Source organism: Paenibacillus sp. MB22_1 (assembly GCF_047200555.1).
In the GTDB taxonomy this organism is placed as follows: domain Bacteria; phylum Bacillota; class Bacilli; order Paenibacillales; family Paenibacillaceae; genus Fontibacillus; species Fontibacillus phoenicis.
On sequence record NZ_JBLADV010000001.1, the window covers coordinates 1,839,300 to 1,853,256 of the forward strand.

A 13,957-nucleotide genomic window follows, 5' to 3' on the forward strand; every position below is an offset into this window, starting at 1 on the left:
AGGATTAGGCCTCAAATATTTTGCCCATATAATACTCATCGACGTAATTTCCATCCACTCGAATCGAATATCGTTTGACACCCTCGACTTCAAAGCCAACTTTCTTGTACAGAGCAACGGCTCGTTCATTAGGGATCATCACCGTTAACTCGAACTTGGTGAGCTCCGTCTCCGCACGCCATGCCTCAGCAGCCTGAAATAAGCGAGTTCCGATCCCTTTGCCCGAGTAGGCTTGAGTGATGCCGACCACAATGTAACCGACGTGTTTCGTTCGGTTGGCTTGACCGCCAAACACGGCCAAATAACCAACCAACTTCCCTTGATCCTCCGCTACCAGAATCGTGGAGCCAGCTTCGGACAGAATCGATTGAATCCGCTCCCGCTGTTCTTCAGCCGTCGTGGTACGTTCTCCCGGTTCATAGAGCATAAATTTCGTTTCTTGGTCCAGTTGCAAGCATAGATTCAAAAAGCGCTCAGCGTCATCCACTCGAATTTCTCGAATCTCTATCAATTAGATCTCTCCATTGGTTCCTCATGCTCGTTCCCGTTCTCCTTCGCTGCCCACTTGGCGGCTACCTGATCCTCACCTTTGAAATAATCAACTTGGCCGGCGCTCTCGTAAACTTCTTGGTAGGGTAAAATATTGATCTTCCCTGAATCAGGATATTCACAAATGTCCAGCCCCATGTTCGTACGAATATCCAGATACTTGCACGGCTTCTCCGAATGGTTAAATAGCTGATGCGCCCCCGAGGGCCCCATTTCGAAGAACACGATATCCCCGGTATGTACTTCCTGATGCCCTTCCGGCGTCCGAAGCATCGCACTGCCTTCCAGAATGACGAAGAGTTCTTCTGCATTACGATGAAAATGATAAGGAAAAGAGTACTTCCCTGGATCCAGCGAACGGATATCAAACGTTAAATGCTTGGAGCCGGCCAGCTCCGCCAAGCGCTCGCTTGTATGCCAAGCGAACTCTGGCACGGGCGATTGCTTCTGATGATACTTCACACGGTCTGCATGATATAAATGTGCCATGTCTCTCCCCCTAATAAACAAATGCCCGGCCGCAGATCATTGCTTCCTGGGGCCGGGTCATACGTTGGTCTTCTCATTATACATAATTTCAGACCGATTCGAGTATTCGCTTTCGTCTACAACGAGAAAGTTTGAGCTAGAACCTCGTGAAGGCCGGACAACCCTTCGATTTCCACGCGTTCGATCGTCTCAACGAAAGAGATGCCTTGCTTCCGGTAAATTTTCTTCCAGAAAGCTACGGCAACAGCGTTATTCTGCAGCTGCTCCACCCGGATTTGGCCCTTCAAGCGCCGCATAATTTCGAAGACGGCCGTCTCCGCCGTTTTACCTCCGCGATATTTATGAAGCACGAACATCTCCTGCACCGTAAAGTCAATCTCCTCGGGCACAAACGGTGGGGCGCAAACCAGGATGAAGCCGGCTACTTTCCCCGAACAATAGATGAAATAAGGATGCAGTTCTTCCCGCTCCAAGTAAAGGGAAGTGTTCGCCAGATCAAATCGCCCGTCTTCCCCCGGTTCCTCGCCAGTAAACGCCGATAAATCATGCAAGTACAGCTGAAACAAATTAAAAAACAGCGAGCTTTGAGACGGTAAAATAGGTGCGATTCGAACGTCCATGCACTAGCCCTCCTTGGTTTCGCGATTTCGAATTACCTTCCTCTTTTGTCCCGGAGATAGATATCTAGCGCTTCGATGCCCCGGTGGGCCAGCCTAATAAACAAGATCAAGGCATATAAAATTAAGCCAGCGAGAACAAGATAAAACAAGAAAAGGAGAGCGGGTAGCACCCCAATCACCCCTACACCGGTCATACCTATCAACTCCTCACCTTAATCCATTTTGAACAGCTCGTGTTCTCATAGGTCTACCGAAGAACTACCCCCGACTCCGACCAGCGTCTTGACCTCCGCCAAGTGGCGAATCTCGTAAGTCGGCTGTTGGTTCAGTGTATTCGGGCGGTCATTCGGGTTATACCAACAGGTATCGATCCCGTAGTTTAGACCACCCTTTATGTCAGAAGTCAACGAATCCCCAACAATTAACACCCGGCTTTTGTCCGCTGGCCGAAGCCCCAATGCTTCAAACGCATAGTCAAAAATCCCCGGATGCGGCTTCGAATACCCCGTGTCTTCAGAAACGATGACAGCCTCGAACATTTGCGCCAATGCCGATCCGGCAATTCGGCTCACCTGCACCTTTTTGATGCCGTTGGTGATGATCGCCAGGTGAAACCCAGCTTCCTGCAATTCGCGGCAGAGCTCAGTTGCGCCTTCCAGCAGGAAGGTCCCCTCCCCAAGCAGCTCCAAATAGCGCTCACTAATCTCCTCTACCTGAGAGCGGGGAGTTACGCCGAGCTCCTTCACCAGTCTGGCGAACCGTTCCGTCCGCAAAGTGACCTGCGTCACCAGTCCCTGCTCCAAATCGCGCCACAGCTGCTGGTTAATGGTCTGGTATGCCCGCATCACGTCGTCGGTACAAGGAATGCCCGCCTCCGTAAGCGTTCGGCTTAAGGCGTGGTTTTCCGCCTTCGGGTAATCAAACAATGTGTCGTCCGCGTCGAATAAAAGATGCGTATAAGTCATGGGGCTCCTCCTGTTGCATTCTCTATCCTCAAAAAATATTTACTGGCATCCGCTCAGGATCATTATTCACTTCCACTTATGCCCTTGCTTTAATCGGAATGTATAATTCGACCTTCGCCTTGCCCTGCGTGTCCTGCGCCGGATCGTTCATACTGAACTCCAGACAGTACCGATCATCCGGGTCGTATCCGCTGTCCGGCAGCCAATTTCCGAATATGCTCTGGTACAGCAGCGCAAGCTTTTCCGATGTATCATAAAAATAAAACTTCGCATAAAGCCCGCCCGGCAGCGTTTGGAAGCCGATCTCCGGCGGGGCATCCGCACGGCTAAGCGTATTCGGCACGGTGACGCAGGCATCGTACCGGCATTCCTCCTCCTCGGTCACGGCTGGATCGTCCAAGGAAATCCCGATAAAAGATTGCTCCGGCGGAAATAGCTGATGCTGCGCCGCCCACTTACCTAACTTTGCCCAGGCCTGATAGGTTTCCAGATAACTTCCGACATGTCTCACATACGCGGCTTCCATCAAAGGAAGCTCTACAATCGTGGCTTGCATTTGCCAAACCCTCCTCAATAAATTGTTTTTTACAGTTTGATGATAAGGGTTTGGCGCGGCACCGGCTTCCTGCCGATTGCGGTCCGCTTGCGAAATATTGCGATCTTGCCGGGCTTGCTCTCGCATCTCGGTTGGTGTACGACCAAAGTGCTTCTTGAACGCCGCATTAAAGCTCGAAGCAGACTCAAACCCGCATCCCAGCGCAATTTCCAGCACGGATTGGTTGGTCTCCCGCAAGTAAGCCGCGGCCCGGGCTAAGCGCTGCTTGGTGATGTACGCAAACGGCGTCTCCCCCGTCACCGAGGCAAAAATCCGCGAGAAATGATACTTGGAGAAGTGGGACAATTCTGCCAATTGATCCAAATTGAGCTTGTGATGCAAATGCGCATCGATATATTTGCAGACCTGGTCGACCCTTTCCTGGTAATCGTTCATCTCGCTTCTTTCCTCCCCGAAGCCCCTTCCCAATAGAAGGGCCGTTTGAGGAGGGGAGGCAGCTTGGTAGCCGCGTCTCCTTTGGCGGCATTGATCTGAGCTTGCGTCAGGAACAGGCTCTCTGATAGATCAGCTCCCCTTACATCGGCATCCCGCAGGTCTGCGCCAATCATGTCGGCGCCGCGAAGGTCCGCTCCCCGCAGATCCGCGGCGATCAGGTAAGCACCTCTTAAATATATGCCGCGCAAATCGGCGCCCCGCAGCTTGGCGCTGATCAAGTCGGCACCACGCCCAAAGCTTCTGCGGCGTCCGGATGCAGTTCCGGCCTTCCGCAGCGCTTCAGCGCGGACGCGCTTGCTCACCTCCAGCAGCAGCTCGTTGACCTTCGCGCGATGCGCTGCCACATCATAGCTGAGCAAGTCGTCCAGCTTGGCGGAGGTCAACCGTTCCGTCTCGTCATAACGAATCCGCAAACGTTCATGTAAATGACTGACCTGAGGTAGACTTAACGCTTCATCCAAGTACCAGAGCAATTCATGCAGCTGCCACATGACCGGGAACACATCAAACATCGGCTTTGCCGATCCGGGCACCTGACGCCAACTTAACCCGGCGAAAGTCACCTGAGACACTCGTTGCCCTGCGCCAAAGCAGTCATAAACGGAACACCCCCGGTACCCCTGCTCCCGCAGACTGCCGTGAATCCCGCAGCGGAAGTCATCCCGCAAATGGCCGCAGGGCTGTCCAGCCGCTTTGTCCGCAGCGAAGTCCACCGAAGCCGCAAAAGGCAGGGCCGCACAACACAAGCCAAAGCATTGCTCACAGTCCGCCTGCAGCGTGAAGCGACGTCGGCCATATGCTGGTTCCTTGGTCGATAAATTCTCAGACATCGTAAGATTCCCTCTCTTTTTGCCATCGTTGTGTCTCTAATATTTAACGCTTAGGATCGCTGATTTGCCCCAGATGATGACGCGCATGCCGAATATAATCTTCAAGCAATTCCTCAAGAGTCATCGAGATGCCATCCGTAAAAAAACACCGTTTCTCCCAATCCGTCTCGGCAGAACTGCGCAGCGCATTCAGGATTAACCCGTTGAGTTGGTTCCACACCAAGAGAAGCTCCTCACGCCCATAATGATGCTGATACCCGTGACGTCTCACCCATTCATCCTGTACGTATCCTTCGAATGTGACCGGCTCATCCGTGGTCAGGATCCTCATAAACCGCACATGGTTATTGGCTGCGGAATCACACAAGTGTCCGAGGATTTCCAGCTTCGACCACTTCTCCGGCAACGGTTTCTTCTGAAATGGTGCCTCATCGATACTGTTAACCGTTGTTGAAAGCTTCTCCAGCAAGAGCTCCAGCTGTTCGATTCTTTTACTCATCTACGCTTCCCCTCCTCAGATCACCTTCAATTTGCCCAATAATCCTATCTTAGTCTAGAACAAGACTGGAAGTAAATGCCGACTTCCTAACTTTTGCCTAATATAAAAAAGCCTGCCGAAGCAACACAGATTCCTGCTCCGACAGACCTCCCGTGATTCCTTATGGGTTAACCTTTTTCATATCGTTTATCGTTGTTTCGCTTCTCTCTGACTACTCTCTCTTTATTTCAACTTCGCAACGGTAACGGCGACCTCCTCCAGTTGCGACGAACTTAACTTCCCGTCCGGTGATCTCAATGTAACGAACCGGTCGTCCAGTTGGAAGGACAGCATCGGCGTGTCGGATGGTGTGTACCATTTGGCTTTCGTGCCGTTGGACAAGGTGACCGTTTCCCCTTCATATCCATAGGCGTAATCCCGCGGGGAAATTGTAATCGTCATATGATTAAAGATCAGATTCACGCCGTCATCCGAATCGCCCACCATCTTGAAGGCATCTCCTTGGGCCATTTGCTGGGGCGCGTAAGGCGTTTCAAAGGATTCGAATTTGGCGAACGCCTTTTTGATTTTTTCCAATTGGGCATTCGTATACTTCACTGGAGTTAAACCGGTCTCAGATCCTGGGGTTTCCGAAGTTTCGCTGCCGATCTGCACCAGTTGTTTGTTCGCATCATAATTTACCGGGACCTTCAGCACGTCTGCCAACGCCCGAACGGGCAAATACGTCATACCGTTATAGGTAATCGGCGCTAAATGACGGCCTTGCCCGTCAACTGGAGCATAGGTTTTGCCATCGACCTGGATGCTGATTTGGTTGTTCAGATAGGCGTTGATTTTCTGCAATTTCGTACCGGCATAAACTCCGGCAGCTCCGGATAAGGTCATACCTACTACGGCGAAAGCCAGAATTGATTTTTTCATGTTGTTGTTCATATCGTTAGTTCCTCTCCCTTAATAAATTTGAATTTGAATTTTCTACTTAAAATCGATCACTTGAGTGACCAGCAGCGATTTCGGATCGTCCACCGTAATGCCCAGCCGTTTGCCCGATGGGCTCCAGCTGAACGGATAGATCGCATGAGGAGGCGGATCGACCGATGCGTAATAAGGAGCGAGCGGGGACACTTGCCCGGAGCCGGTGTCAAAAATATACACGCCATTCATCCCCGGCCTTCCATCGATCCGGCAGCTAAAATGTACGTTTCATCGTTTAGCCACCCGCCCAGCCCCAGGTAGTTATCCCCCGGGATTTGAATGATCTCCCCGGTTTGACGATTCTCTACAAAGTTGTCGGCCGTGTACTTATTCTTCCATTTCTGAATGAAACGGTACTGGCCATCGGGAGACGGGGTCTCCTTCACAAGCATGTAGCCGTCCATCTGCTGTCTCTCCTCTCCCGCAGGCTGGCGTGTCTGGCCAGTCACCAGGTTCACGATCGAGACCTCATACGCGAATTGCGCTTCCTCCGTCGCTGTCCCGGGTTTGACCAGTCGGGTCTTTTCCACCTTCACCTCGTCCTCCGAAATCCAGGACTGGATGCTCGATCCTCAATGGCATGCGTCCTGGCGACGCGAATTCCCGGCCTGCCGACCGAGGCGCATCTACAACCGTCAGCTGTCGCTTGGTATCCGCTTGCTCCACACCGGTTTGAACGGGCTGTTGTTGCCCGGTTTGGTGCGTTCCGGGGTCAACGACCGTGAGTCGTTTCTCATTCGATTGGCAAGCCGTCACGATAACCAACACAAGCGCTGCTGCCATAAGTTGAAGTGCTTAGGTGCCAATAGGGGGCTTCATTCCAGGTACCTCCTGCGTTTTGCCACAGGAGTCGCCGTCCATACCGCTCACCCCCGTTGTTTCGGGGCGGCTGATTCGGTTCCCCCTGTTGACTTCAGTATAGGGAAGACCTTTCACATAAAAATATCCGACTTGTAACGTTCTTGTAACATCGACTGCGATTGTAACGTCTGTTGCGATTGTATTGTAGGCTACTGCGAGTGTACCGTTGGCTGCGGTTGCAATGTCGGTTGTAAATGTATCTCTCCTGCGATTGCATCGTCGGTTGTCATTGTAACGTCACCCGCAACTGCAAAAGTGCAGTTCATTTCCCGCTGTAGACGGAAAAATGCCCCTCTAGATGTAAAAGTGCAGTTCATTTCGGCCCAAAACGCCCTTTGGGAGCGAAATCGCCCCATTTCAAATGCACTTTTGCATTTCACCGGCTCAAAACCAGCGGTTATCCTAGAAATCAACTGCACTTTTGCATTTGGATGCAAAAAAAGCCCCGACTTATTCAAGTCTGGGCTGAAATGAGCCAGCTTAGCCACCGTTCTCAGGCTGCGGACGTTCAAGCGGCAGCTCGATCACAAACGTGGATCCTTCGGGACCGGAGGCCGCCAGGTTCACCGAGCCGTGCTGCTTCTGCGCAAGGCTGCGCGCCAGCGACCAGCCTAAGGCCCGTCCCGCCGTGGGCTCTGGACCGGTCGCTGCTGACGGTGTAGAACGGATCAAAGATGCAGGCCTGTGCCTCCGGCGGAATGCCGATACCGGTATCCCTGACCGTGATTTGCATCCGGCCGGTTATATTTCACCGCGTTATCCAACAGATCCATCACCATATGCATCACATTATTTGCATCGGCCCATACCTTGCCGTCCTGCAGGTCGGTGACGATCTGGATGCCTTGCTGCTCTGCCCTCGCCTGCAGGCGTGCCGCCGCCTCCTCCAGCAAGGGCTTCAGGTCCACCGAGGCCGCATGCGTCTCGAATTCATAGACGTCCATGGAGGAGAGCTTCAGCGATTTCTCAACCAGCGCGTACAATCGTTCCGCCTCCATGCCGATCTGGCGGCACGCCTCATCGAGCAGCGCCGGGTCGTCCCGATACATGTCCAACAGATCCGTATAGGCGAGGATCGAGGTCAGCGGCGTCTTCAGCTCATGGCTGATGTTCCCGATAAACAGCTCCTGCTGCTGCTCCAGCTCCTGCAATCGGGTCACGGCCTCGATCAGCTTGCTTTTCTCATCGGTTAACTGGGCGTGGGTCGTGGCAATTTTTCCGCTCATTTCAAAAATCCCCAACGCCAATTCGCCAAGCTCGTCCTTCCGGCGAACTGTTGGCTCACGGAGGTACTCCCCTTCCCCGATGCGCATGGCGGCGCGGTTTAGCCGCGTAATCACATTGGCCTGCCGCCAGACATAGAGGTAGCCGAGCAGAAATCCCCCAACCAGTACGGCCCCGCCTACAAGCCAGAACAGCCGCCGAATCCTTTCGTAAAAAGCTTGCTGCTCCGCAAGGGACACATGAAATTGGACCGTCCCTACCGGCTGCTGATCCATCGTATATAGCGATGCTAGATACAATAGCTGATCCCCTTGCGTGATATACGCCGACTGTCCTTTGGCCGTATAAGCCAGCGCGTCCTGGACGTCCACCTTCGGCTGAAACGGCAACGAGGTGCCAGCAAGCGTCCCGTCCAACTTATATCATGTGACCGGGAGTCCGCTTTCGGCACCTAAATTGACGGCAAGGCCTTGTCCGCTGAGTTCCATAAACGCGTCCGGAGCCGGTGATACGCTCGTAAGCGCTTCTTGACGGACCCGGAGATTCGCGGTTTCCGCCTCTGCGGCCAGCATTTGCTCCAAGCGCTTACGCTGGTCCTCCCGGATCCCGGCCAATACCAACAGGCTAAGCACAGCGATCACAGCAGCAAGCAGGAAAGCCAGCAGCAGCGCAGCTCTCCATTTCAAACCAAACCCTAGGCCCCGCTGTTTCATGGCGAAGGCTCCACGCTTTTATAGCCGATGCCGTATACGGTTTGTATGCAATCGTTCCACTGGCCCAGCTTCTTGCGCAGCCGTTGCACGTGCATGTCCACCGTTCGCGTGCCGCCCGCGAAATCCATGTCCCACACCTGCTCCAACAGCGCTTCCCGAGAATACACCCGTCCCGGATGACCGGCCAAGAGCGCCAGCAAATCAAATTCCTTTGGCGTCAAATCGATCAGGGTATCTCCGGCATGAACCGTCCGGTTGAGCAGATGGATCGTAAGGATCACTGGCCGCAATGGCCGCCCCTCCAGCTTGCGGCAAACCTCGTATCCGCTTAGCTTAGGCATCATCACGTCCAGCACCATCACGTCCGGTTTGAACACCTCAACTTGGTCCAAAGCCTCTTGCCCGTACGCTGCCATCTCCACCGTATACCCTTCCCGCCGAAGCGCATACGACACGGCTCCGGAAATACTCGCCTCGTCATCCACTACAAGCACTTTGGTCATGCGATGACTCCCTTTACTTCAAGCTCAAAAAATAATGATAAAACTCCGTATCCCGATCATACCCGCTTGTTTCATACAATCGCTGAGCCCGGACGTTCGTGATCGCTGTTGACAGCTCTAGGCCTTTTGCGTCCGTCCGCTGAGCGTGGGATTTTGCTGCTTCCAAGAGCAGCTTCGCCGCACCTTGGTTCCGATATTCCTCCCGCACGTACAAATCATTTAATATCCACACCCGTTTCATCGAGATCGAGGAAAAAGACGGGTACAGCTGCGTAAACCCAATCGCGTTCCCGCTGACCGAATCGATGGCCAGAAAGACGACGGATTCGCGCCGGCTTACCCTTTCCGCCAGAAAACTACGGGCTCCTTCGAGATCCGAGGCTTGTTCATAAAATTGGCGATACTCGTCAAACAGCCGTACCAAGGTCTCCAGGTCACCGGATTCCGCTTCACGGACGATCAATGATGTAGGATTCATCGGTTTAGCTCCTTCGTAAATGATAAACTACTCTATGTTCACGCCGCCGGCAACCAGCGAAAGCTCGTGCATTTCCCTCGGAGCTTCGAGCAGCAGCCGGAACTCAAACCAATGGGGTTCGGTCCAATCGATTTCCTCATACAAGCACATGCTGCCCTGCAGAAGCTCAGGCTTTTCCACACGAAGTGATTTCACGTTCTGAAAAACAAGACGCGTGAATTGTTCTTTACCAACCTCATCAAGTACAATCTCAACGGAACCATCATCGCGCGGAGTGAATACCTGGATTCGGGCATCATGAAATCGGACATTCTCCCAAAGTTGCCGAGCGTCTGCAGGAAGGTTCTGCATGATCTGTTCATATCTATCCCTGTATTCGTCGCAACGCCGTTTCCATTCTGCATCCCAGTTGCCTTTCCACTCCCTGATCCAGGCAGCCAATTCAGGACTGGGCCATCTTGTCTTCATGAAGCTCCCATCAAGAACCTGAGGATGAATGCTGGAAGGGAAATGCTTTAACATCAGAGGTTGAATGAACCATTTATACATCTCCTTGGCTTCTTTATCATAGTCCCTGCCTTGCTCGACATACCAGGCTTTGTCTGCCTCCAGCTCTTGCTCAGATTCCGGATAAACCAGGTACCCCCGGATTTGCATTTGCTCATACATTGCTTTGGTAAAATACTTCAACTCAACGCCCCCGTCATTGCTTATGTCCCCAATTCCAGCAACCGACGGAGCTGCCACTGCCGCTCCTGCTCGGCCCTTGCTTTGGCCGCTTCCGCGTTGTCCGCAGCATAGGCGATCGCCTTGGCGGCGTAGGTGGCGCTGTGCGCCGCGTGCCCCGCCACATGCGCGGTAGCCGCCGCGTGGCCGGCGGCTCGCGCCGCAGCGCCGGCGGAGGCATGGCCGGCATCATGCGCCGCGTTATGCGCCGCAACCGCCGCCGCGCGCGCCGCGGCCATGCTGACTTCGCCGCGCACCCAAGCGCGCGCCGCTTCGATCGCCTGCCGCGGCCGCAGGTCCTTCGGCCGTGCCGCCTCGAAGCAAGGCAGCACGCGTTCCGCGCATTCCGCCGCCCATAACGCCAGCGTTCGCTGGTCCATCTGCTCCGCTTGGTCTGCGATGGCCCGTTTGATTTTCACATCAACAAACTTCCTGGATTCCAAGTGGATTTTCCCCTTTCCCCGATACGAAGCTAGTTAGAACAATCCCCAATAGAAAATAAGCAAGAGCGCAAGAATCACAGCGGCGGTAATGGCCAGGTTTGGGATCAAATTTCCGTAATAGCTTTTGAGGTGTGTATAGCATTCCGTTAAGAGTAATAACCCGGCGAAGATCGTTACAATCATGCCAAGAGCGCGTATAAACCCGAAGATGGGACGAAGCAGAAAGAAATCCATCGCCGGAAAAGGAACCAGACAAAAACCAACGCCGACCAGAAAAGCGTATAGCAAGCTCTTTTCCTTGCTCAGCGGAAGTCACCTCCTTGCTTGTAGCTCATGCCGCACACTTCTATACCATTTATATATGCTGACGCCCAGCAGAAAACCCGCCACGTTCAGAATAAGGCGGTAATCCGGTCAAATAACATTTGATAATACTCGTCCGAATTGGGCGTAAAATCCGTGAGCCGCCACGTGGCCTGTTTTTCCTTCAGAACCCCGTTGGCTTCATCCACGTAAACTCCCGTTGACGTCAGCTCGTCGCGTTCCCCGCGGCGCAGCTCCTGAAAAGCCAGCATGCCCACCCAATACAACCCGGTCAGTTCCTCGGTCTGGATGCGGTAATCGAGCAAGGGCTTTTCATTTTCGTAGATAAAGACATGGTTGACCTCACGGTCGATCAAATCGGGTGAAGGAAAATGCTCTTGAGCTACCCTGCCGAGATAAGTCAGATCCTCGACCGGCACCGCTAACCCAAGCTCCTCCTCCAATTCACGGATACCGTCCTTTGCGTCTTCTCCGGCTTGGAGATGACCTGCGCAGGAAGTATCCAATAGCAACGGGAATACGTCTTTGTTGGGATGACGCCGTTGAAATAACAGATAAATCTCACCCTGGGCATCCCGTTTAATGATCCAGCAATGAAAGGTTTGGTGCCACCACCCTTTTGCATGGACCTCTTCTCTAGAGGCTGTACCCAGCTTCTTCATATCCTTCGTGTAGATGTCAAACATTTCAGTTTCGCTCATGCTGTCCTCCAAGTGGGTTCGTTGTCAGCCGTTCTTCTTTAGTCCTGATCCTCCGCTCCACCAAGCAGTACTTCCTTATATAAAACGGTGAGCTTTCGTAAAATTTCCAAGCTTTCCTCCACCCGTTCCGTTTCCAAGACATGGTTAGCGCCGGGGATCGGCACAATCTTCAGCCGTTCGGATGCCTTCAGACGGCTTGCCAATCCGGGTGGAAACACATCATCCTTCGTACCGTATACGACAACCGCTTGAGTTTCATGGATGTACGGGAGGGTATCAGAAATTGGCGTCAGATAAATATGCCGGATTTCCTCTGCTCTGACCCCCAATCTGCGATGAACTTCGCCAGCCACCACCGTCCCCAAGCTTTTGCTGATAAACACAATTTCTTCATAGCTGCCGATGACCTGCCGTATCGCGTGTTCGCAATCCTCAATAACCTGCGGGATCTCCCGATACTCGAGCTCCTTACGGGCGGCCTGATAACCGTACTCCAGCGCCAGAATATCATATCCGCACTCCCGGGCTGCAAGCGCGGCATAATGCAGCGTGGGTTTATCGCAAGAGTAATTTTTGCCGGGAAACAAAACCACCAGCTTTCGATTGGAATCCGTGACTTGGATATATCTTACGCTCATCTCGGTCTTCCAATGGGAAGGAAACTTCAGAGTGGATGCTTTCATCCTTGTCCCTCTCCTCTCAATATTAGAGTAACTCCAGAGTACCTATAGCTGAAAGCGCTCCTGAATGATTTGAGCCACCTCGTCTGCCGTCTCCCTTCCGCATATAATACAACCCGGCTCTCGTATACGTTTGGCCGGGTCATGCAGCATATCACGTTCTATTCACGGCGGGGCAGCTTAGCATCCAGAAAATTCGTCTGGCAATCGTCCCGCAGCAGTTCCATGTAGATTTCATCGAAGTAGGTATTGTTCACGTAGTAGCTTTGCGATCTGCGGCCAAACACGCGGAAGCCCGCTTTTTCATAGCATCGGATGGCCGGTTGATTGAACTCAAAGACGCGCAGCATGATGTTGTTGAGGTTCAGGATCTTGAATCCGTATTCGCATAGGAGCTGAAGCGCTTCGGTACCGTACCCTTGCCCCCGCTGTCCCTCATCTCCCAAGAAGATCCCAGCCTCAGCCACTCTGCGGACATGATCGATGGCAAATAACGAACAGTTGCCTAGCAATTGGTCTCCATCCAGCTGAACGATCGCGTAATTTTGGCCTTCCTTGGCCATGTCTTCCAAAAAGCTCTTCTCCCGTTGCAACCCGATCACTTCACGGGAAGTACCGAGCCGGATGGAAACGGTTAGATCGTTGATCCACCGAGCGTAAGTCTCCGCATCCTCCGGATTCACCGGGGACAGGTACAGTCTGAACCCCACCAGCTTCTTAAAATACTTCATCGGTTATCTCCCTCTCTCGTGCGCTTGGATTCACCTTCGTGCCAGCAACCAGATCGTGGCAGGTCCGGCTTCCCTTAGTGGAAAATAATATCACAAGATAAACGATCATTAAACCGTTCGGCAAGTAAATCCAGCCTGGATGAGCCGGCGTTTCCACGCTCCACCAAGGTTCGGGCACCAAAATGATGGCGTGGGTCATCTCCCAGGGAAGCAGGCGCACCGCCGTTCTAGCCAAAGCTTGCCATAACCGGATCGGCTCCCCCCGGCGGTTCGTAACGCGTAGATTAAGCCACTTTTTCCCAAACGTCTGTCCATCGCGCAGCTCCATCACAGTAAAATAACTCCATACGGGCAACGACATCGTGGCCAGCACCCAAAGCTCAATTTCAATCCCCTTGTCGAAATCGTCGAAGGGAAAGCCGGAAGCGGCGGCATTTATCAGCCATTGCAAAGACACCAAAATGACTGCCAGCATTGTGAAATCGATCCAATAGGCAAATAACCTCTTCAGGGCGAGTATCATGTCTCACCTGCCGATTCTTTTTTTATACAAGATACGCTTTTCGCGACTCCATCTGACCTCGATGGCGGTGTT

Annotated in this window: 20 protein-coding genes and 1 pseudogene; all 21 read right to left on the reverse strand. The window is 52.9% G+C overall.

Annotation, left to right across the window (positions count from 1 at the left end; translation table 11 throughout):
- Positions 1 to 4 precede the first annotated feature (4 nt).
- On the reverse strand, positions 5 to 511 hold the full coding sequence (locus tag ACL02P_RS08570; protein WP_016312533.1) for a GNAT family N-acetyltransferase: 507 nt from the start codon (positions 509 to 511) through the stop codon (positions 5 to 7).
- Positions 508 to 1,038 carry a cupin domain-containing protein gene (locus ACL02P_RS08575; protein WP_412837114.1) on the reverse strand — a complete coding sequence of 177 codons (531 nt, stop codon included), beginning with the start codon at positions 1,036 to 1,038 and terminating at the stop codon, positions 508 to 510. The genes ACL02P_RS08570 and ACL02P_RS08575 overlap by 4 nt, the downstream gene beginning before the upstream one ends.
- Before the next feature lie 116 nt (positions 1,039 to 1,154).
- Entirely contained in the window at positions 1,155 to 1,658 is a 504-nt protein-coding gene (locus ACL02P_RS08580; protein WP_412837115.1) for a GNAT family N-acetyltransferase, read from the reverse strand.
- Positions 1,659 to 1,897: 239 nt separating this feature from the next.
- A complete protein-coding gene (locus ACL02P_RS08585; RefSeq protein ID WP_412837116.1) occupies positions 1,898 to 2,623 on the reverse strand; it encodes a YjjG family noncanonical pyrimidine nucleotidase in 726 nt (241 codons plus the stop codon).
- 76 nt (positions 2,624 to 2,699) lie between these two features.
- On the reverse strand, positions 2,700 to 3,614 hold the full coding sequence (locus tag ACL02P_RS08590; RefSeq protein ID WP_412837117.1) for an AraC family transcriptional regulator: 915 nt from the start codon (positions 3,612 to 3,614) through the stop codon (positions 2,700 to 2,702).
- Positions 3,611 to 4,504 (reverse strand): pentapeptide repeat-containing protein, encoded by an 894-nt coding sequence (locus ACL02P_RS08595; RefSeq protein ID WP_323076391.1) that lies wholly within the window; start codon positions 4,502 to 4,504, stop codon positions 3,611 to 3,613. The genes ACL02P_RS08590 and ACL02P_RS08595 overlap by 4 nt, the downstream gene beginning before the upstream one ends.
- Positions 4,505 to 4,547: 43 nt before the next feature.
- Positions 4,548 to 5,003 (reverse strand): DinB family protein, encoded by a 456-nt coding sequence (locus tag ACL02P_RS08600; RefSeq protein ID WP_260071967.1) that lies wholly within the window; start codon positions 5,001 to 5,003, stop codon positions 4,548 to 4,550.
- 222 nt (positions 5,004 to 5,225) lie between these two features.
- Complete coding sequence (locus tag ACL02P_RS08605) at positions 5,226 to 5,936, reverse strand: stalk domain-containing protein (RefSeq protein ID WP_009222901.1); 711 nt, start codon at positions 5,934 to 5,936, stop codon at positions 5,226 to 5,228.
- 42 nt (positions 5,937 to 5,978) lie between these two features.
- Positions 5,979 to 6,167, reverse strand: a complete 189-nt coding sequence (locus ACL02P_RS08610) for a hypothetical protein (RefSeq protein ID WP_036643716.1) — start codon at positions 6,165 to 6,167, stop codon at positions 5,979 to 5,981.
- Positions 6,164 to 6,508 (reverse strand): hypothetical protein, encoded by a 345-nt coding sequence (locus ACL02P_RS08615; RefSeq protein ID WP_412837118.1) that lies wholly within the window; start codon positions 6,506 to 6,508, stop codon positions 6,164 to 6,166. Before ACL02P_RS08615 ends, ACL02P_RS08610 begins: the two co-directional genes overlap by 4 nt.
- On the reverse strand, positions 6,447 to 6,761 hold the full coding sequence (locus ACL02P_RS08620; RefSeq protein ID WP_412837119.1) for a hypothetical protein: 315 nt from the start codon (positions 6,759 to 6,761) through the stop codon (positions 6,447 to 6,449). The genes ACL02P_RS08615 and ACL02P_RS08620 overlap by 62 nt, the downstream gene beginning before the upstream one ends.
- 558 nt (positions 6,762 to 7,319) lie before the next feature.
- A pseudogene (locus ACL02P_RS08625) lies at positions 7,320 to 8,776 on the reverse strand (ATP-binding protein).
- Complete coding sequence (locus ACL02P_RS08630) at positions 8,773 to 9,279, reverse strand: response regulator transcription factor (RefSeq protein ID WP_412837120.1); 507 nt, start codon at positions 9,277 to 9,279, stop codon at positions 8,773 to 8,775. The pseudogene ACL02P_RS08625 and the gene ACL02P_RS08630 overlap by 4 nt, the downstream one beginning before the upstream one ends.
- Positions 9,280 to 9,292: 13 nt before the next feature.
- Positions 9,293 to 9,742 (reverse strand): GNAT family N-acetyltransferase, encoded by a 450-nt coding sequence (locus ACL02P_RS08635; RefSeq protein WP_036643904.1) that lies wholly within the window; start codon positions 9,740 to 9,742, stop codon positions 9,293 to 9,295.
- Positions 9,743 to 9,784: 42 nt separating this feature from the next.
- Entirely contained in the window at positions 9,785 to 10,447 is a 663-nt protein-coding gene (locus ACL02P_RS08640; RefSeq protein WP_412837121.1) for a DUF4085 family protein, read from the reverse strand.
- Positions 10,448 to 10,467: 20 nt separating this feature from the next.
- The gene (locus tag ACL02P_RS08645) at positions 10,468 to 10,932 is read right to left on the reverse strand and encodes a putative immunity protein (protein ID WP_260071420.1); all 465 of its coding nucleotides are present in this window, start codon (positions 10,930 to 10,932) and stop codon (positions 10,468 to 10,470) included.
- 27 nt (positions 10,933 to 10,959) lie between these two features.
- Positions 10,960 to 11,214 carry a hypothetical protein gene (locus ACL02P_RS08650; protein WP_009222895.1) on the reverse strand — a complete coding sequence of 85 codons (255 nt, stop codon included), beginning with the start codon at positions 11,212 to 11,214 and terminating at the stop codon, positions 10,960 to 10,962.
- Between the two features lie 104 nt (positions 11,215 to 11,318).
- Entirely contained in the window at positions 11,319 to 11,951 is a 633-nt protein-coding gene (locus ACL02P_RS08655; RefSeq protein WP_009222894.1) for an NUDIX hydrolase, read from the reverse strand.
- Positions 11,952 to 11,989: 38 nt separating this feature from the next.
- Positions 11,990 to 12,634, reverse strand: a complete 645-nt coding sequence (locus ACL02P_RS08660; RefSeq protein WP_009222893.1) for an alpha/beta hydrolase — start codon at positions 12,632 to 12,634, stop codon at positions 11,990 to 11,992.
- A gap of 158 nt (positions 12,635 to 12,792) precedes the next feature.
- Positions 12,793 to 13,362: a GNAT family N-acetyltransferase gene (locus tag ACL02P_RS08665; protein WP_412837122.1), complete on the reverse strand. Its 570-nt coding sequence runs from the start codon at positions 13,360 to 13,362 to the stop codon at positions 12,793 to 12,795.
- Positions 13,349 to 13,885, reverse strand: a complete 537-nt coding sequence (locus tag ACL02P_RS08670) for an RDD family protein (protein ID WP_323076384.1) — start codon at positions 13,883 to 13,885, stop codon at positions 13,349 to 13,351. Before ACL02P_RS08670 ends, ACL02P_RS08665 begins: the two co-directional genes overlap by 14 nt.
- Positions 13,886 to 13,957 lie beyond the last annotated feature (72 nt).